Here is an 18,960-nt window from a genome sequence, read left to right as displayed (position 1 = left end):
TTAGCTTGCCATCTTTTCCGAAAGGGACTCGAGGATCGATTTTTTGGTCGAAACGCACCATTTCCCACCTTTTTAGTTAAGGGGTCTAGGGCCACCTCGGCAGGCCGACCCCAGGATAGTCTGCAGCCTGCTACGACGCTTGCGTGCACCCCGATCGGCCCGTCCGACTGTTTTCGCCGATCATCATGCATCAAATTGGCTTTGAGCCAGAGCGGAGTCATGACGGACTTGTCAGCGGGAAATCCGATCGAGGCGTAGTCGGTGTCGATGATCGGTCAGCAGGCGTGCGCCGCCGAGCACGGCGGCCAAGGTTCCGAGCCCGGTCCCGCCCGCGATCAGGAACATGATCAGCAGTTGATATTTTACTGCATCGACCGGCTCGACGCCCGCGAGGATCTGGCCAGTCATCATCCCGGGCAGCGAAACGAGGCCGATCGCCGCCATGCTGTTCATGATCGGCATGAAGCCGCTTCTCAAGGCGTCCCGGATGATTGGCAGCAGCGCTTCGTGCCGGGTGCCGCCGAGCGCAAGACAAGCTTCCACGGCGGCTCGTTCGCGCACCACGCTGTTTGTCAACACGTCCAGGCCCAAGCCTATCCCGGTCATGGTGTTGCCCAGGATCATGCCCAGCAAAGGCAGCGCATAGCGCGGGTGATACCAAGGATCGGGGCGTAGCTCCGTCAGGAGCGCGAACATTGTGATGGTACCGGCGGCGAGCAGTGTGCATGCCGCCCCTAGGCCGTACCGCCAAACTCCCGTCAGGCGCCGCTTCTGCCGCGCGACGATTTCTCGCGAGGCGAAGAGAACCATGATGAAGGCAGCGAGCGCGGTCCAAAGCGGCGATACTGCGGCAAACAGGTACGTCAGCACGTATCCAACGAGGACGAGCTGAACCACCATGCGCACAGTCGCGATGGCCAGTTGCCTTTCGAGCTTGAGGCGGAGAACAAGCGAGAGAAGGCCATCCATAACGACAAGGAGCGCGGGCAGGGCAAGATCACTGTACGAAAGCTGGATGTAGATCACGGCCGCCTTTCCTCGATGCCACCATTGGTGCCTATCAGGAATATCCTCGATCCGACACGGCGGGCTTGAGCGTTGTCGTGGGTACTCCAGATGACGCTCGTTCCATTCGCGATGCGCTCGGCGATCAGGGATTCGACGGCGGCGGCGGATGCCGAGTCGAGCGCCGAGGTTGGTTCGTCCAGCAGCAGCACGCGCGACCGCAGCATGAGCGCCCGCACAAGCCCCAATCGTTGTCTCTCGCCCGTGGAGAGTCTCTGAATCGGCCAAGGTCCACAGTCGGTCGGAAGCCCCAGGCGCTCGACGAGCGGCAAGGCATCATCCCAGTTCGTGAAGTGCTCTTGCACGATGTCGGACCACCAGCCGGGCTCGGCGGCGAGATAGGTGACCCGCTTTCGCCAGGCGGGGGCCGGCATCGCCTCCCTAAGCGTTCCGTCAAGCTTGACCGTTCCTTCGTTGGGGTCGAGGTCCGCGATGGAGCGAAGCAGCAAGGTCTTCCCGACACCGGACGGCCCCTGCAGGGCGACGCATTCGCCGTCCTGCAAGTCGAATGACACGGAGAGGTGCAAGCGCTTGAGCCGGCTGACGGTCAGCATGCGTCAACGCTTGAGCTGCAGCCGATCGGCAACCCATCGGGCAATCTTCACCGGCGCCTCGGCTGGGTACGGATGCACCGAGCTGACGTTGATCTCGCCGAGCACGTAGCTGTCGCTCCCGTCGGCCTGGACGCGTCCCAGCATGAAGTCGGCGTCCCAGATCGCGGGCAGGTCGCCTCGCGCGATATCCAGCAACGAGGTTAGCTGCGGCGTCCACTCGTCTTCCATCAACCGACGCAGCCGCTGGAAGCACGGGTCGGCGTTGGACGTGTAGAGCCGCGGTCCAGCCTCGGCTCTTTCGGCCGGCGAGTCGACCAGGGCCTTGACCTTGTGGTGGCCGAAGCCGGCGCAGCGGTCGCCTGCCATATAGCAACGCAACACGCCCTCGCTCAGGCGAGGCTGGAATGCCTGGTCGATCACGCTGCCGTTCTCGAAATACTCCGCACAGAGACGGAGAAAATCATCCAGCGTCAGTTCCTCGGGGGTGTCCTTGGTCGCGTCCAGCACCCTGATCAACGGGGAAGTCGGCAACCTTTCGACCTTCCAGACGCCCTGGCCACCGTTACCGCGGTTGCGCTTGATCACGCGCGGTCCGGCGGCGAGCCGCGTCGGCAACTCGGCGCGCATCGCTGCGGCGGTTTGATACAGCGCTGTGTCGCTTCCCCACGCCATCGAGTGTACATCGGCGGGATGGAATGACCCCGCCTAGATCAACGGTGTCAATGACTTGTCGTGCCGATCGGCTCGGGACCCCACGCCGATTCACAGACGAGCACCAGCCCTCTGGGCTGCTCGCGATTGGCTGATGCGGCGCAAGGCGAAGCGCGGCGTCCCAAGGGGATCACTGAAAGACGACGGGGTCAGCCGATCTAAGCCATCACAGTGAGGCGAGCGTCATCCCCGAGAGCATCCGACGAAGTTAACGGTTCGCCGCTGTCCTGATCCAAGACCTAAAGAGTTGGCAGCACGCTCGTTAAGGCTGCGCGTGAGAATTCGAGGTTCAACCAGATCTCGACGGCTGATGGACCCGCATGTCCGTGCGAGCGCAGAATTCCAACGATATCCGCTGCGGAGATCACCACAATCGGATGTTGGTCCTCCTTGATTTCCCGATAGGCTTGGCTGTCGACGTAGCTAGTGGTGACTAGCACCCCAAATTGGCGATGTCTTAGCCTAGAGATCAACCTAGACATCTCACGGACGCCCACCGAATTCCCGTCGCCGTAGCATTTTGCTTCAAGGGCAAAGTCGACGAGGACCGCGCTCGGGCCGCGGCCGATGTTCAGCTTTCCAATTCCGTCGCGTCCGCCGTCGCGGGATGGGCGGGTGAGATCCATGGTCACGATGTCCGGCAGCATCATTCTCGCCAACGCCGCCGCACATCGCTCGAAATCGTGGGGTCGGTCCGCGAAGAACGCATGAATTCTCGAGATCATCGCGCGATCTTCGACACCTACCGGCAATTGCTCTGCCTTGGACCGATGTTCGATGGATCGAACGGATTTCAGGGCCCGATACCTTCCCTTTTCCTGCCACTCCACCCACGGTGCCGGTGCTAGGTCGTGGGATTTGGTGCCCGCTGCGAGGCTATCAAGCCAGGCGCGCGAAACGCGCGGAACGTCGAGTACCGTGAACCGGGCCCTGTAATTCTGAAAGCGCAAACCCTTGCTAGTCCGCCATATCGCCACGAGGTCGTCGTAGTTCTCGATATCGGCGCCGCCTGGCACCGCGAGCCCTATGAAGCGCACGTCCCGCCATTCGCCGGTCTTGGCGAACACGAAGATCGGAGGAACCTTATTTCGGTCGGTGGACTCCGAATGAGCATGTTCGAAGAACCGGCGCAGCAGTTCGTTCCCGAACCGCAGCGTCTCATGCAGGCCGCGGCCGGGACGCTTGTTGTCGCCAAAATAGATGAACGTGCCAGACTCGCGATCGATCGTGTCTGGCCAATCCGGATCGTTCAGCGAGGAAACGAGGGCTACGAGGTCAAGCGAGCCGAGGCTACCGCGGTACCTGAACCCGCCTTGATTGGACACCTTGACGATGTGGGATATCGGATCGTCGCTATGGTTGCCTTTGCGGCCACTCTGATAGACGGCATCGACCACCAGATCTGCGCTTGAAAGCTCGTCGAAAGGAACGACTTTGCCGGACGACATGGATTTCTTCCATAGACAGGAAAATATCTCCCGCGAGGCGGTGAGACTGCCTCGATTCGCGATGTCCCGGAAACCTTTTCGGAGGCAGGAAGCTTAAGCCGCCTGCCGGCGGGCAGCTTCAGTACGACAGGGTACGCGCCGCGCTGATCTGGTTACCGGCGCGACGTCCGGCAAGCGGGGAGCGGAGCCGCGCAGCAACCAGTTCCTCGTCAAGGACGTCGCGGCTGCCGGCACCCAACAGAGAGCCAACGACGGCCCTCATCACCGGGGCGCAAACGCCGTTGCCGAGCACCTTGACCTTGTCCCTGCGGGTGCCCTGGTTAAGCATGAACTGCACACCGTCGCCGTGTTCATCCTTCAGGTGGGTGAGGCCCATTGCGCGCTTGAGCTCCGGCACCTGCAGCATCCGGAGCGTAGGTTGGCCATCGATCCACTGCACAAGCCCGAAGCGATCCAAGGTCGTGAGCGTCCGGAGCGGACGATCGAGGCGTTGCCAGCCACCCGCCTTGTCGGAACCATAGTAGACGATCAGGAAGTCCTTGCCGCGTCCCAATTCGGCGATGCCACGTTCGACCCGTGCGATGGTCGACGCAGCGCGCTTCCCGTTATAGACGGGCTCGGCAGCGTACTTGCCTTTGGGCTCAAGGATGCATGTTGCATTGCGTGTCGCCTTAAGGCCTGGCAGCGAAATGGTCGGGGTCACCAACTGGTCACCGACGATAAACAGGCGACGGCGACTCTGGGGAGTGCCGAAGTCGGAGGCATCTAGAGGCCCGATCCGGAGCTTGTAGGTCTTCTTCAGCGATATGATCAGGTCATCGAAGCCCGGCCAATTCCGCATCGGCGTTACGTTCTCGAGGACGATCCAGCGCGGATCAAGCTCCTTGATGAATTTCATGACGTACCAGCCGGACCGCTGACTCTCCTGATCGACCGGCCTGTTACCGCGTGCGATTGAGTGGTGGGTACATTCCGGAGAGGCTATCATCATATCGACCTTGCCGATGCGGCCGAAGATCTCGGGGCCGCTCCGGTCGGTCAGCTTCGTGTTGATCACATTGGCGGTGGGGAAGTTGTCGCGATAGGTGTCCGCGGCGATATCCCATGCATCGACGGCGCCAACCATTGTCAGGCCAGCGTGGCGGGCGCCGGCGCTTCCACAGCCGCCGCCAGAGAACAAGTCGATGCCCTTCATTGATCCCTCAGTCCCAATTGCGAACCTCAAGCGGTGCCAGGGCTCGAGCCTGGCGTCGACAGCTGTCGCCCGTTAACCTTAAAATTGCATCCGGCGCTGACCGGCGCTTACGGAACATCGACAGGTCCATTGAGCGCTTCCCGCAGCGGTTTGGGCAGCAACTCGTCGGTCGCGAGGTTCATCTTGAGGTGCATCGCGCTGATGTTGAAATCTTCTGCGACGTCACAGATTTCACCGAGGGCCCTGGCACGGGCCATGGCAAAAGTCGTGTCGAGAAAGAATTGCTTGGCCAACTCGTCAGCAGTTACGTCGGAATCGACGTTCGGCGCCTTGCAACACAGAATGACGTCGGCGAATTCGTGCCCCTTCTGAACAGCCGCTTTCTTGGCAATCAGCATCTGTCCATCGAGGTGTTCGGCCACTTCGGCCTCTAGGAGAGGCTGCCCGTCTGCCGTCCTCAGGGTCGAAAACGAGGCTTGATCGCAAACGTCGATGCCGTCATCGAGAAGGGACCACGTCCACTCCACGTAGTTCCGTCCGTCGGGCTCCAGGTTCTCCGGAACATCCATGATCGGCTCCCACCCCGCGGCAGATGCATTTGTTTCCGGTGTTGAGTGTGTCTGCATTCGCCTTACTCTCTCCCTTACGTCTGGCACGCTTGGGTCCAGTCGAGGTAGTCTCACCATGCCAGGCTTGCCCGCAAGAGACCAGGCCCTACCTGCGCTTTACTGAAAGAATTCGAGCGAGGCAGCCGGCGGGGTTTTTCTTGACCTGGTGCTCCCAGAGACGGATCACCTTCCATCCAGCGCGGCGGAGGGTCCGGAAGTTCCGGACGTCACGATCCCTGTTGGCCTGGATCTTCTGTTCCCACTTCTCTGAAAGCTTCAAACGCCACGCCGGGAATCGCCAACCGTGCCAGAAATCGCCATCGACAAAAATCGCGACCCGGCGATCGCGCAACACGAAGTCAGGTCGGCCGGGGAGATCCCTTGCGTGCTCTTCCCAGTTCAGTCCGGCCTCCGCGAGCAGGCCAGCGACAACCAATTCTGGTTTGGTGCCTTTGCCGCGGATGCGCGACATCAGGGCACTGCGTTTCTCGACGCTCATGATATCGCCGCGGTGGAGTCTGACCTCAAGCCGTCGGTCAGATGATCGGCGCGCCATCGAAAAATCCCAATGCGGGGTCCGCGATTGATCCGACAATAAGCCCACGATCCAGAAGCCTGTTTCCTTCCTCGCAGCTTGTCTCAGGTAAAAGGGCGCAACCATGACACGCGGCGAGATTGAATGTGGACGCCCCGTCACCCGGACTTTCCATGCATACCGGATCGTTTGAGCACCAGCGTGCGCGGCGGAGGGCCTCCTCGAAGAGGCGCTCGAAACGGCCGGGCTCTGCCTGGGCGACCAGTCCACCAAGTGTGCCCTCGGAGTCTCCGGAGGCGGTGTAGATGAGAAGGCCGTTCATGGGCTGGTTGACGCTCTTGATGTTGCAATAGAGCCGTTCCCGAAGCGAGGCCGATCCATATCCGCACGAAAAGGTCAACTCCTTGATCAGGGTGTGCGCGAGCGTATGGATCATCATGAAGCGCGCGTCGACGTTTCGCTCCGGGATTTTCCTGGCTGTTCGCTGGGAATTGTAGCCGCGGAGAAGATTGGTGATTCGGCCCGGCGAGTTCGTCCGCTCCAGCCAATCCTGCACGGCGACTATATCGAATTCGATGAAAATCCCTTCTCCGCGAACTTCCAGGCCAGGAAGCCATCGAATGGTCTTGTCGATTGCAAGTTGTTGGACAGCCGGATCGCTCAGGTCGGATTTCGGCATGAGCCGGGAGAAACCCGTAAGAACCCGCGTCTCGCGAAGCTTCCGGACGAGCCCCACCTGCCGAACGTACTTTCCAAGCCAGGCGTATTTGCTCCCGCTGATCCTCTCGACGAAGAGTTCGTCCGACGGATTGCTCGCTCCGGAGCAGAGGACGTCGTATTCCTGGCGCCTGAAGTCTTCCTCGGACACGGCGACGTTCGGAACGCCGGAATTATCGATCCTCGACTGGGCGGCAGCGATCAAGGCCGCGGGGTCGACATCGGCCATCGAGGCGATCGTTTGTCCAGCCACCGGGTGTATTTTCCCGTCCACCAAACCGGAGGAAATTATCTTCCAATACCTTGGCTCGTCGAGCACACGCCGAATGTCGTCCGTCTCGGAGTTCTGGGCAGGCGGTATGTAGATCGAGCTCTGGACTGCTGGAAAATAGATGTTTGAGCTTCCGCGTTGGACGGTCTGCAGCAGGGCGGGGCACGACTGATTCCCGGTTTCGCGTCCCAGCCAGGGCTGCGCACCGGAGCAGGGCACATTCATCGAAGCCAGGGCGCCTTCCTCGAAGGCTCCCGCTAATGATCGTTTCTGATCGCATTTGGCGCATTCGATCTTGATGCCGGCAAGACTCGCAGCACTGCGCCCCGCCTTGAAGAACATCTCGCAGTCGTCGTTGCTGGCGCACTTGCAGCCAATCCATTGCCGGAACGGGAAATCCTCGATGTGCCCGTTCTCGCAGACAGTGACGATACGAACCGGAATCATCCTGCGGCCGAATTTCGATTTGGAGCAGGTCGGCTCCATGCACTTCGGCTGCCCACCGAACAGCGTCGTCTTCTTCATTCGGAAGCAACGGGCACAGTAGTGCCAGAGTGGAAATCTAAGATGCGGAATCTTGTACTTCGGGCCACTTTCAGAATCCGAGTATTCCGGAGGTTTTACGAAAAAATCCCGATTGAGGCGGGCGGCAAGTCTTTCCTCCTGGATCTGCAGCGAGACTTCAGGGGGGCTACGAAACCAGTCGTCGAGCCCCGCGCACATCAATGCTTCGTCGTTCCGGAAGTCGTTCATTGAGCCGACGCCGAAGGGGGCGATGAGCTGGGTTCGTCTGATGGGACGGTTCTTGAAGGTTGCCTTGGCGCGGCCGCCGCCCGCCTTTTTCTTCGAGCTCCACTGTTTCTTGCCCGGTTTCATGGCGAGCCCTCCGAGCCATAGGTGGGAGCGGGCACCGCCTCGCACTCGGCGTCCACGTTCCGCATCGAGGAAGGTGTTTGTTTGAGCACGTTTCGGAGAAACGCGATTTCCGGCCGGATCGGCTTTCCAGCGGGCCACATTAGTGGATCGTCCTGCTGCCCTCCCATATCTCCGTAGAACTGCGGTCGCCGCCTTTCCCAGTCGTCAAGAAACGTGTTCAGAATGGTTGTTGCGCGCTGGATCTCGTCAGGTGCGATCAATGTCACTCGATCGGTGATGATCTTGACCACAGCGGCTCGCCTGTTCGCGATGCCGCGGCTGGGACTATTCCTGAGTTCGTCAAACAGGAACCGGGCAACCGAAACGGCGAGTGCATGGATAGCCCGCTCGCACACAGGAATCGAGAAAGGTGTCACGCTGGTAGGTTCCACGTGCCGATACGCGTTCTCGTGGAAAGACCGGAAGCTCTCGAAGTGTGACCGGTCCCGCGGCTTGAACGGATTGTAGTTCGTGATGACAAGTCCCGGTTTTCCCGCGCCTCGGCCGACTCGGCTCGACGCCTGGATATACTCGGAGGCGCCTTTTGGTTGTCCCACTATTGTCATGAGGCTTAGCCTTGGAACGTCCAGTCCCACCTGGATCATGTTGGTGGCGTAGCAGAGATCGACCGCGTCTCTTGAGGGTTTTTCGGTGAAAAGCTTTTGAAGAACGGCGGGGATGTCCGAGCTTCGCAGTCGACTTGTGAGTTCGTCGAAATTGTTGATGAAGCGGCGCATCGTCTTTGCCTGGCCCGGAAGTATGCCCTCCATCAATCCGATGCGGTCCCAAAGCGAATTCAGGTATTCCCTGATGTCCGCCTGCACGAGCGTGGACGCCCGCCCAAGCTCCCGAAGACTGTTGAAGTAGACCATGAGCGTCCAGTAGGGGTCCACGGAGGCGTCGGCGCCATCGGCTAGTGCGACGGACTGCAGCAGTGTGGCGAGCACGACCTTCTGAGCCGTGACGTGCGATGAGAGCGCCGTGGCAAGGACGCCGACATAGGTTCGGCCCGCGGTTTCCTTTCCTTCTCGCGCAAAGAACGATTCACCCGCTACCAGCCCTTGAGGGGGAAAAAGTATCGATGAGCGTGCATAGACGTTCTGAATCTGCTCGGCAGCTCGCGCGATTGTAGCTGTCGATGCGACAATCTTGGCCGGCACTCGCGTTGCCCGGTTCGTGGAAAATTCATCGACAATAGTCTCATAGTGTCCGACCATCGAACCGAGCGGGCCCGATATCAGGTGAAGTTCGTCCTGAATTATGAGTGAGGGCGGCTCTTTGGCTTCGGGATTGTCAATGCCGAACAGGAAGCGGGATCTCGGCTCCCAGGGCATCATGGCGAACTTGTCGACCGTCCCGATGATCAGGGTAGGCGGTCTTTCATAGATCCCGTCGTCAACGACCTCCAAAGGTAGCCCGTCGCTTGTGGAAAATTCACAGTCGGGATCCTCGCACCGGAACTGGATGCAATCGTCGGCGCCGTCTCGCTTATCGAGCTTGTAGCCGAAGACGCGTGAGTTGTTGCCGTATGCGCGAGGGCCCATTGCAACGCCGCACCATGGGCAGGCAAGAACAATGAAGGGATTTGCCCCGCCTTCCCGACCGAGCCGGCTGTATTCCTGAATGGCCTCCGAGTGTCGGTTCGGCGTCACGGCTCCGCCAACCCACAGGCCGATCGAGACCGGGACTGACCCGAACCTGCCTGGATCGTTGCGACGGATGCATTCGAGGGCACAGATGAGTGAGGCTGCCCGCTGAAACTGCTGCGTGGTGAGCAGGCGCAGCGTGTATCGCATCAGCACGGTTGCACCGGCATTTTCGGTGTCACTCAAGCGCCGGAGCAATATGACGAACGCCGCCAGTCCCAGGTATGCTTCCGTCTTGCCGCCGCCTGTCGGGAACCATATGACGTCGACCGTCTTGCGATCTGCGTGCTTCGGGTCAACGAACGCGCAGATATTCATAAGAATGAATGCCAACTGGAACGGCCGCCATTTTGTGTCTGAATAGACCGGCGCCACATAAGGTCGTTCGGGCACATGGGAACCTGAGGGGCCTTCCATCCAGCCTCGATCGCCTACCGAAAGGGCATAGTGGTCGCGTTGCTGAACCATCGCTCGATTCATCAGGCGAAAAGCCTCCATCGCATCCGCGTTGGTCTGCAGAATACCGGCACCTTGCTCGATGCGACCAAGGCACTCTCGACAGGACTGCATGTGACCGTCGGCGGCTTCCTTGAGCTCGGCCCCCAGCGAGGAATCTGATGAGGCCTCCTTCTCCCGCTCTTCGATCCAGGTCCGGTAAGCCGCGGCAAGCGCCTTGCATGCGTCGATGACCTCGGACTCCGGGCGCTCCGAAAGCATCTTCATGGAAAGCTGCACTCCCTCGATAGTCTCGCGAGGAAGAATTGGCCCCTGTTCGAAGACTGGCAGGACTTCCGTTCTGACCTGCTTGACGAAGCCGTCCTCAATCGTCCAGTCCGCCGAACAGCCATGGCCGACGGCGTAGTTCGGCCGGTGCCTGTACAGGAGTGAAAGCGAGCGTTCTTCAGGATCCTGCAACGACTCCGGACGACCTGGGTAGGGATCGATGCGTGATCCGATCTCGGGGCACACGGCGAAACTGCATTGGAAAAAACACTTCTCGTTGATCGGCTTGGACTTCTCGCTTAGGTTCATGAGCGTGATCGTGACGAGCCGCTTTCCGCCCCATGCCCGGCTGACGATGTCGAGAGACAGGACGCTATTCGAGCCGGAGGCGGTAAGTTCTTTTCGCCATCTGGGCGTTTCAAGCTCCTTGCGCGTCAGCGTGAGCGAAGCCTTCCCCGGCGAGCGGAACCAGGGTTCTGCTTTCCATTGTTTCTTGGAGGAATCCTGTTGGCCCAGAAGGCCTGGGTAGCCGTCGATTTCCCGCTTCTGGTATGTGCCCCAAGATACCTCGATCCGGAGGCCGCCGGAGACGTCGGCAAGAAAGCTGATCCCCATCGTGCTCGGAACGAACATCGAGGTTGCGTCGGGTTCGGTATCGATGTCGGGCGTCGAATCCGCTGATGCGTCGGTCACCGAAATGTCTTCATCGCTAGTATCGATCGGTTCGTCGGTTTCGCCAAGCTCCACATTTGAAGACACGGCGTCGGCGGCGTCTATTCCTGCCTCATCTTCTTTCGCATCCAGGGATCCGGAGTAGGTGACGCCACGGGGGAAAAGGATGCCACAAGCATAACGATAGCGTGGCGGATCTTGCGGCCTCAGGATCTCCTCGCCGTTCAACTGCACGAAAGGATAACCAGGCGATGGTCCGACGAGTTCAGTACGAAGCGACTCGATCATGTGATCCCGGACTTCGGCCGGGCTCTTTACTTTCTGTCCGATGATCATGAAGGACCTGCCATTGCTAGTATGCCGTCCATCATGCGTTGCTCGATGGTGGAGCGTGCTTCTTCGGGACAAACCACGAATAGCCTAAGGCGAGCCCTGGTCATCGCAACGTAAAGCAGGGAGTCCGTCTCATCCGAGTTGCCAGACGCTGCGTCGACGACGATCACGACGGGTCGTTCAAGCCCCTTGAACGAGTGAATGGTCGAATAGGAAAGATCGTCCGTATCGGCGTGAAACATGTCCTTGATACGCCATCCGCCGATCATGCTCGTATTGCCCAGGATAGAATATTCGCGCCGCCGAGGTCCGAGTATCACCACGTCGGCTGGGCGAAAGCCGGCACCGCGCAGGGCCGTGATGATCTGTGCCAGTCTGGCAAGCACGTCTGCTTGTTTGGCCGCGAAGAACACCTCGACAGGGTCGCCCTCGGCCTGCTTTTCGCTTACCTTGGTTCCTGTGAATCCGCACATGAGGTCAGTCTGGGTCGCGATACGCTTGGTGTTGCGGCAATTGACACTGAGATTGAAGACGGCGGCACCAGGAAATGCAGTGCGTACCTCCGGGTGCTCGCGGCCGGTCGTTCCGTAAAGAGCCTGTCGTGTGAAATCTCCGAAGAGGATCGTCTTCGGATCGCTGGCTCCCAGCGTCCACGCCTGCACCACGTCCGATAGCCGCGGAGCCTCGAAGTCCTGTGTCTCGTCGATGATTATTGCGTCGAAACGCTCGTCGAGCTCTTCGATGGCCAGCGCGCCCAGAGCGAAATACAGGCGGCCATATAAATCGTCGCTTTCTACCTCGCCGTCTCTCGGGAGATCGCCGGCCAGTGAGGAGCGCGAGATCCGTTCCCGCAGCAGTCCGTGGACGTGACCTGCAACGACGGTCGTCAGTCCCTGGTCGTCCAGGCTTTTACGCAACCACGCCCCTAACTGTCTATTGAAGCAGGCGAGCAGCACACGCTTTCCAGACAGCGAAAGCCTCCGTGCAGCCTCGATAGCGATGTTAGTCTTGCCGGTGCCCGCCGGGCCTTTTACCAGGCAGACAGCGTTTTCGGCCACCGCATCCAGGACATCATATTGTTCCTCAGTCAGCGATTTGATGCGTCGCTCCGCGTCCCAAGTCGATGCCGAAGCCATCTCGACCCGGTCGAAATCCGGTCGGAGGAAGTTGAGAATTCGCTTGCATGTACCGATCGTGGGTGCACAGAGGTCGCTTCGGCCCGCCAATTGAACAAGTGACGGTGCCTTCTGAACTCGAGCGGAAACATTATGCTGCATGTCGGCTTGATCGATAACCTCCGGTCTTGTGAACTCCGTTGTTACGGGAGGGCAATCGACGTCAGGAAGAACCGCAATCCAGCCGATCGGGCACTTTGCTTCGAAGGATCCGTGCCCGAACTTGGTGGCAAGCGCACTCTTAAGCTTCCACATTCCTCCCTGCGCCTGGAGAAACGGACTTCGTTTTAACCGGTCCGGCTCCGCCGCGCCGTGCCTCCGCGTGTACCAGGTGCCGTTCTTGTGGCTGACCGTTCCCCCTTTGACCTCGACGCACACAATGCCGAGGCGTGGAATTATGACGACAAAGTCGATCTCGCCGAACCCACCCGTGTATGCGCTTGAAATTCCCAACGAGTGAAGGATCGTCCAGTCGTCTGTGGTTGCTCCGGATTTGAGAGCCTCAAACACGCGTCGCTCCGAACCTGGAGTGTCCGACGAGACAATGGGCGGAATCATGGTTGCCATTCTATGCGGCCATGATCTTCAAGCGCTCGCCGTATCGGCGGGCCTGCCAGGCGTTATTCAGCCACTGGAGCCGGTTGATAAGGCCGCTCGGGGCGCTGCGTGTCGCGGGTTCGACGTCCGCGACCTCGAGAATCCAGACGGTGCCAAGCTGAAATTCGACTGCCGTTTCGGTTTCCGTGGGTTCAAGCAGCATTCGTCCGCAGCGCGTGACGAGATGGTCGGCAAGTCTGGTCCCGGCTGAAAGGTGCAGGCCACGCAACTCGCTGATGGCCTCGCAGCAACCCTTCCAATCCGCCGAGGATTGTCCTTCGATCGGAAATGCCTTGGCGATAGCAAGAACGTCGTCGTCTGATCGCGGCCCGATCAGGGAAGGGTTTGTCACCCATGAACGCAAGGTGACAATATGACGGCGTACACCGCTGTCTTGCAGCCGCCTCGCCACGCGGGAAGGGTCGGAATCCCCGGATTTTAGAGCATCGCGCCAGAGAGAGGCACGTTTCCAGAGACGATCGTATTTCTCATCGCCGCAGATGTCCTGCGCGACAGCCTTGATGACATCCTTCTCGCCGCCCTCACGAACGATGATCCGCATTCCGGGCCGCAAATCCGAAATTTCGATATGCTCGACTCCGGATTTCCGTCCTTCAGATCCACCCTGGACCAGGCAGACCGGGCGATAGTCGACCGCCATTGGCATCCAGGACTGACCGACGAAACGCACGATGTGTGCATCTTCGGTCTGCTCGTTCGAAGATACGTCGATGCGGATTGGTCGAGGTGCATCCGACTTGCCCAGCCGTGAGAACTGCTCGAACGGTTCTGACTGCTGGTCGAGAATTGCATCAGGAAGAAGGTCTGCGTCGGTGGCCGGTGTGGGAGAGCCAAAGGAGGTGGCTGGCAACGACGTCAATGAGGTTCGAACGTCCGGATTGAGTTCTAGGCGTTTCTTCTGGGAACCGCGCGCGCGAAGGCGTCGTTTGTACAGCTCGACTTCGAAGTCGTACCCGGCCAGGACGATTTCCTTGGACGGCCACGGATCGATGAACTTCTCGAACATGTCTCGCCGCAGGATCGAGAATGAAATGGCGCTGAGAAATTCGTCGCCATCGGTAAGCTCAGTTGCCAACTTGCACTGGAGGTCGATATTGTTTGTGGCGAGGAATGCGTCCGCCTCTTCGCGGCTTTGCCTCGATCCGGTGACAAGAACCTGTTTCAGCGTTGGGTTCAGCGCGGCGTTTCTGGCAAGCTCCAGCAGCGCATCACCCTTTGGAGTGATGCCGCCCCTTCGTGGGGATGTCACGAAGCTCTCGATGGCATCGGCAAACGCTCCTACTGCCGATCCCGCATCCGGGCCGAGATATCGTGCCACGTAGGTCTGCTCTCCGCGGAGATGTTGCAGTGATGCCGAGCATTCAGCCAACTGGGCGGACGGTGGCACGGAGAGCCAATTCGCTACGCTGAAGAAGATCTCCCGCACGGTTTCCATGCTCGCCTGCATCCGCAAGTCATCGACCGCAGATTCTGCGCCGAGAATCTCGCCTAGTTTACCGAGCAATTCGTAGGCGGACGAGAGAGCGCGCGCGCTTTTGGGCAGATAGGCAAGGCTCGGACGTCTTTCCGCGGAAGCGCTGTGCTGGATTCGGTCGAAACCGAGCAGGCCAGTCTTCGTCGGATCCGCCACTTCCACGGGGGAGAGGAGCTCCCAAGGCTGTGGTTCCCAAACCTTCCAACCATTTTTCCGTAGGTTCAACGCGTCGGCCCGTTTCCGGCCGTCGGCGAAGAGGATGAGACGCTGGCGTTCACCCACTCGGTTGGCGAGATCAAGGTTCTTCAAGACGTGCTCAAGGCGGTCCGTGAGAACTATTTGTGAGCCAGCTTCGACGTCCGCATGGAGGCTCGCCCGTTCCAATTCGGCGAGATCGCGAGCAATGGCGACGAGGGGAGCGCCGCCGGATCCCTCGGGGTAGAGCGCGAACGGCTGCCCGTTCTCGTCGAAATTGCCCCAAGCAAATTTATCGGCGAGGGGTTTACGGACCTGGTTCGGATCCTGGGAAACAAGCGAAAGACCGTCCAGGACTCTTCCAAATTCCTTTTGCGATCCGACAAGAATGATCCGATTCTTGTTGAGGCCGCTATTTCCGAAGGTTCGCACGCCGGCAAGCTCGTCAACCTTTGTACGTTCCGGATCGTTGAACTTAATGGACCGCTTGCTTTTTGGAAGTTGCCTGGTTGTCGGTTCGTAACGAAAGAGTTCCCCGTTTGACGTTAACCGTCGCCCGTCACCAATTAGAGTTTCTTTTTCCGTGAACCCAAGGAATATGCCGTCTATCCCCAGTCCGGTACTCTTTTCACCGACCACGAATACGTTTCCATCGGGCAATATCCGGACGCTTGAGCCGGGTTTGAAATAACGGTCTACGAAATGTTTCTGGTTGTCAGAGAAGTCTGATGCCAGGCACTGCAGAGATGTCAATATGGCGGTGAACTGTGCAACATGCTCCGTGGATGGCAGAATAATACAGATTGGATCGGTGGCCTTTGTCTGTAGTGCAGTGGAAACAACGAGCCTTGCGATATGCGGTATGGGTAGGTGCTGGCCACCATTCTCAATGAATACGCTGTCCAGTAATGTCGGATCGATCCGGAGCTTGGTGTGTTTGCCTGCATCACCTCGCATAGCAACAGCGGGAGCGATTGCGGTCTCGTTGTCCGCGTGCAGAAGTGTCTGAGCTATTGGTCCAACGTAAGGTAACAGGGTCGTGCGATCGTTGGCCGCGAGACGCGGGACGAGGGGAACGATCTCCGCTGTCGGAGCAACGCGGCGGTCATCATCCGGGTTCTTGTTCGTCGCCTGAGCTTCGTTAGACGTGCGCAGCGCACTGTCGCCGGACAAACGTTGTGGCAAGCCTGGGTCAGATGTGGCTTCACGCACTGGCAGTGTCGTGATGGGCGGAACTGGACCTGCGGTCGGTGCGCTGTGAACGTCGGCACTGCTCCCTGGGGTGGAGTTGATGTCACCTCCTGGTGGAATCGGGGATCTCAGGTCAAATGTCTCAGCGATCGTTTGGTACCGACGATTAACGGCGACAGCCCTGTCATTCAGTAACTTGCCGAACTCCTCGGATGTTCGCGGTGACGCTCGCCAAGATACGATTGGCTGCCACCCAATTGCACCAAGTCGCTGAGCTACGTCTGCAACGGTTTCATCTCGCCCGTCCATCGCGATGGTCTCGTTGACCAATACGGCTGCGCGCCCGCCTTTTTCAAGGAGTGCGCCGTCGGCAGTCTCCACGACAAGCTTCCATCCCAGTGATTGCGCGAGCAGGACGTCCGGTGAATGTGCCGACGCTACGGTTGTTTTGGCCGAGCGTCGATCGGATCTGCAAAGAATTGCGAGACCTTTGCGCGCGCGTGCTGCGATTGCCGCCAGATCCGCGTCGTGCAGTTCATCCAGGTTGGCTACGATGAAATCTGCTGCGGTATCCGAGTTTGCAAAATCAGCGTTGCAGCCGGCGTTCTTAAGCTTCGTCAGCAATCGGCCAGCGGCGGAAAGTAGCTGCTCGCTCGTCAAGTCAGGAGCGGTGCGTACGATCAAGCCGATCCCGTCCGGCGCTCCGAGCCAACGGTTCGGTTGACCAGAGGCTGCGCTCGCGACCTCGGCGTCCTGCTGGCGATGCGGTACTTCCAAAAGAATAGCATCTTCATCCAAGACGCCAATCCGATGCACAACAGCGCCATTTGTGGCAAAGGCGTCCAGGAGTTGTGCGGCGACATCTGGGGCATCATCTGCAACTACGACATCGAACTGGCGCCCGCTTTGCGCGATTTCGACGAGTTCTTCCTTGCTCCTGGCGCGGACGATTGAAGGCGGCCAATCAATCAGATTGCCGTATTCCTTGTACGTAGTGAGATCGAGCAGCAGGTCGAGCACCTCTGCATTGTAGGCGGACGTGGCGACCTTTGTGGGAGCCACGGGCGCGCGGGCCTTCTCGATTCTGCTTTCGAAGTCTGGCGGAGCGCTGAAGGGATCTCCGAAGCCTGTCTGCGTGAACAGTGCCCGCAATTGCCGGAGTTCACTAGCTGCTCTTTGACGGGGATCGTTGTGGTTTACTGCTTCGAGTACGGCGCCGGCGTCCTCGATCGCTACCGACTCAAAGCGTTGACCCAGGGACCTGGGGAGCGAGGCGCGGATTCGTTCAAGCAGGCCAGGCAATTGACGCGCGGCGTAGCGTGCTGAGCGAATTCGCTGAATGAATGAGCCTGGGTTGGCTTCCACTTGCTGGCCACCATCCTCGCTCGGACGAGCGAAACTGCCGAGAGGCCGGCTGCCGTATTGGTTGAGTTGCGGATCAAGTGCCGCGCTATCATGCTGATAGTCGCGCAATGCCGAATCGAAGGCGCGGACCGCGGACGCCGAACCCTGGTCTGGCCGCATACGAATGAAGTGGCCGATTGCCTTGGCGCCGTCGGAATCCGGATTTGCGGCCAGAGCGGCCTTCAGGCCTCCGTGCTTCCGAACCAGAGCGATAGCATCATTCAACACTCTAGACATCCAGACCGCATGCTGATGGCAGTCGGCGAGGCTCTTGTCTGCCGAACGCGGTCGTCGCAACTGACTTACGACCGCCGCGATAGCCTGTTCGTCCTTTTGTTCGCTGCGCCTGGACAGGAGTTTCAAGAGCGCCGCCTCGAAGGCGGTGTCGTCACATACAATGAGCTTTAGGGTGTGCTCATTAGCGGGAATTTCGACGTTGGCGCCTGCAAGCAGTTCCTTCAGGTCTCCGAAGGTTCGTCCGGCCCTCGCATTGCCAGACCACAACTCATCGGCAAGCTTCGCCGCGTCGTCAGCCGCCAAGAATGCCAAGTCGAGGGTTTCGGACGGGAGCGCCTGATTGGAGGCGACGCTCTCCTCCACTTCGTCGGCGTCGAACTTGAATTGTTGGATGAGTTCGCGTGCCCGCCGTAACAGGCTTAGGGCAGCCTTCGCGGCGATCGGATCCACTTTAGCGCGTGCTTCGATTGGATCAAAAAGGAGGACGGACCGCTGGACGATCTCGGGCCGCGAGACGCCTGTTTGACTATTAAATTGGGACCTTTCCGACAGAACTTGGTGGAAATGGTCCACCGTCCGGAACGCGATTGGTTGGTCAAGCGATGGATCCCGCCCGATCAGGAGACAGGATAGGCTGTTGCGAGCCGATTGTGCCGCTATTGCGTTTGCCAGGGTCGACTTGCCGGCGCCATCGCGGCCTGAAGCCTGAATCGCTTCGCTCTCAGACTTGTGCAGCGCGTATAACTGAGCGGGATCCAGGGTGATCATAGTTCACCAGGACGTCCCGTAAATTGTGCTGAATCTAACAAATTGCCCCCTGCGACGGCATCTCAAGCGTACCGGTTGTAATCCAGTCTACACGCTCGTTCTAAAACGCCAAGACGCGGGTGCCACTCTCCCTACATCATTAGTCTAGCAGATGCAGTCGCTTAGAAACAGGGACCCTGACTGCTCCAACTGAAACGGGCTAAATTTCTCCTCGTAACAGCCGCTCTGGTCGTAAAAAACCGGCTCGAATTTCAGAACCGAAAAATTCTAGGAAAACAAAATCGGTCGAAATTGTCGCTTTTTTTCAGCCAGATGACAAAATCGAGTCGTTCTTAAAGAGGAAAATCGAGTCGTTCTTAAACGGTAATCGAGTCGTTCTTTCGTAGTCCGCACATGCCCGATTTTATTGGTGGGCCCGGCAGGACTCGAACCTGCAACCAGACCGTTATGAGCGGCCGGCTCTAACCATTGAGCTACAGGCCCGTTCCCAATCGTCATGCTGACG

The 18,960-nt window shown here is 59.2% G+C and carries 11 protein-coding genes and 1 tRNA gene; all 12 read right to left on the bottom strand.

Going from position 1 to position 18,960, the window contains the following annotated elements:
- Window positions 1–231: 231 nt before the first annotated feature.
- Complete coding sequence (locus IVB27_RS39350; protein ID WP_247447928.1) at window positions 232–1,026, bottom strand: ABC transporter permease; 795 nt, start codon at window positions 1,024–1,026, stop codon at window positions 232–234.
- Complete coding sequence (locus tag IVB27_RS39345; RefSeq protein WP_247447927.1) at window positions 1,023–1,619, bottom strand: ABC transporter ATP-binding protein; 597 nt, start codon at window positions 1,617–1,619, stop codon at window positions 1,023–1,025. Before IVB27_RS39345 ends, IVB27_RS39350 begins: the two co-directional genes overlap by 4 nt.
- A 3-nt stretch (window positions 1,620–1,622) precedes the next feature.
- On the bottom strand, window positions 1,623–2,291 hold the full coding sequence (locus IVB27_RS39340; RefSeq protein ID WP_256468498.1) for a Cj0069 family protein: 669 nt from the start codon (window positions 2,289–2,291) through the stop codon (window positions 1,623–1,625).
- Between the two features lie 278 nt (window positions 2,292–2,569).
- The gene (locus tag IVB27_RS39335; protein ID WP_247447925.1) at window positions 2,570–3,778 is read right to left on the bottom strand and encodes a restriction endonuclease; all 1,209 of its coding nucleotides are present in this window, start codon (window positions 3,776–3,778) and stop codon (window positions 2,570–2,572) included.
- 118 nt (window positions 3,779–3,896) lie between these two features.
- Window positions 3,897–4,973 carry a DNA cytosine methyltransferase gene (locus tag IVB27_RS39330; RefSeq protein WP_247447924.1) on the bottom strand — a complete coding sequence of 359 codons (1,077 nt, stop codon included), beginning with the start codon at window positions 4,971–4,973 and terminating at the stop codon, window positions 3,897–3,899.
- Window positions 4,974–5,080: 107 nt separating this feature from the next.
- Window positions 5,081–5,542: a hypothetical protein gene (locus IVB27_RS39325; RefSeq protein WP_247447923.1), complete on the bottom strand. Its 462-nt coding sequence runs from the start codon at window positions 5,540–5,542 to the stop codon at window positions 5,081–5,083.
- A 145-nt stretch (window positions 5,543–5,687) separates the two neighbouring features.
- Window positions 5,688–6,080, bottom strand: coding sequence for a very short patch repair endonuclease (locus tag IVB27_RS39320; RefSeq protein WP_247447922.1), 393 nt, complete (start codon window positions 6,078–6,080; stop codon window positions 5,688–5,690).
- Window positions 6,081–6,117: 37 nt separating this feature from the next.
- Window positions 6,118–7,980, bottom strand: coding sequence for an MrfA Zn-binding domain-containing protein (gene drmB, locus IVB27_RS39315; protein ID WP_247447921.1), 1,863 nt, complete (start codon window positions 7,978–7,980; stop codon window positions 6,118–6,120).
- Entirely contained in the window at window positions 7,977–11,396 is a 3,420-nt protein-coding gene (locus IVB27_RS39310) for a helicase-related protein (protein WP_247447920.1), read from the bottom strand. The genes drmB and IVB27_RS39310 overlap by 4 nt, the downstream gene beginning before the upstream one ends.
- Window positions 11,393–13,078 (bottom strand): nuclease-related domain-containing DEAD/DEAH box helicase, encoded by a 1,686-nt coding sequence (locus IVB27_RS39305; RefSeq protein WP_247447919.1) that lies wholly within the window; start codon window positions 13,076–13,078, stop codon window positions 11,393–11,395. The genes IVB27_RS39310 and IVB27_RS39305 overlap by 4 nt, the downstream gene beginning before the upstream one ends.
- A 58-nt stretch (window positions 13,079–13,136) precedes the next feature.
- Window positions 13,137–18,455 (bottom strand): DrmE family protein, encoded by a 5,319-nt coding sequence (locus IVB27_RS39300; RefSeq protein WP_247447918.1) that lies wholly within the window; start codon window positions 18,453–18,455, stop codon window positions 13,137–13,139.
- A gap of 407 nt (window positions 18,456–18,862) precedes the next feature.
- Window positions 18,863–18,938: transfer RNA gene (locus IVB27_RS39295), tRNA-Ile, on the bottom strand.
- Window positions 18,939–18,960: the final 22 nt, after the last annotated feature.

This window comes from Bradyrhizobium sp. 197 (genome assembly GCF_023073375.1).
Classification (GTDB): Bacteria; Pseudomonadota; Alphaproteobacteria; order Rhizobiales; family Xanthobacteraceae; genus Bradyrhizobium.
Note: the sequence above shows the minus strand (reverse complement) of the source record. Positions and strands in the feature narration are given on the sequence as shown.

Bases quoted from the DNA above. Each gene is read 5' to 3' on its own strand.
- IVB27_RS39335 (WP_247447925.1), bottom strand. From the start codon at position 3,778: ATGTCGTCCGGCAAAGTCGTTCCTTTCGACGAGCTTTCAAGCGCAGAT.
- IVB27_RS39320 (WP_247447922.1), bottom strand. From the start codon at position 6,080: ATGAGCGTCGAGAAACGCAGTGCCCTGATGTCGCGCATCCGCGGCAAA.
- IVB27_RS39310 (WP_247447920.1), bottom strand. From the start codon at position 11,396: ATGATCATCGGACAGAAAGTAAAGAGCCCGGCCGAAGTCCGGGATCAC.
- IVB27_RS39325 (WP_247447923.1), bottom strand. From the start codon at position 5,542: ATGGATGTTCCGGAGAACCTGGAGCCCGACGGACGGAACTACGTGGAG.
- IVB27_RS39330 (WP_247447924.1), bottom strand. From the start codon at position 4,973: ATGAAGGGCATCGACTTGTTCTCTGGCGGCGGCTGTGGAAGCGCCGGC.
- IVB27_RS39300 (WP_247447918.1), bottom strand. From the start codon at position 18,455: ATGATCACCCTGGATCCCGCTCAGTTATACGCGCTGCACAAGTCTGAG.
- IVB27_RS39345 (WP_247447927.1), bottom strand. From the start codon at position 1,619: ATGCTGACCGTCAGCCGGCTCAAGCGCTTGCACCTCTCCGTGTCATTC.
- drmB (WP_247447921.1), bottom strand. From the start codon at position 7,980: ATGAAACCGGGCAAGAAACAGTGGAGCTCGAAGAAAAAGGCGGGCGGC.
- IVB27_RS39340 (WP_256468498.1), bottom strand. From the start codon at position 2,291: ATGGCGTGGGGAAGCGACACAGCGCTGTATCAAACCGCCGCAGCGATG.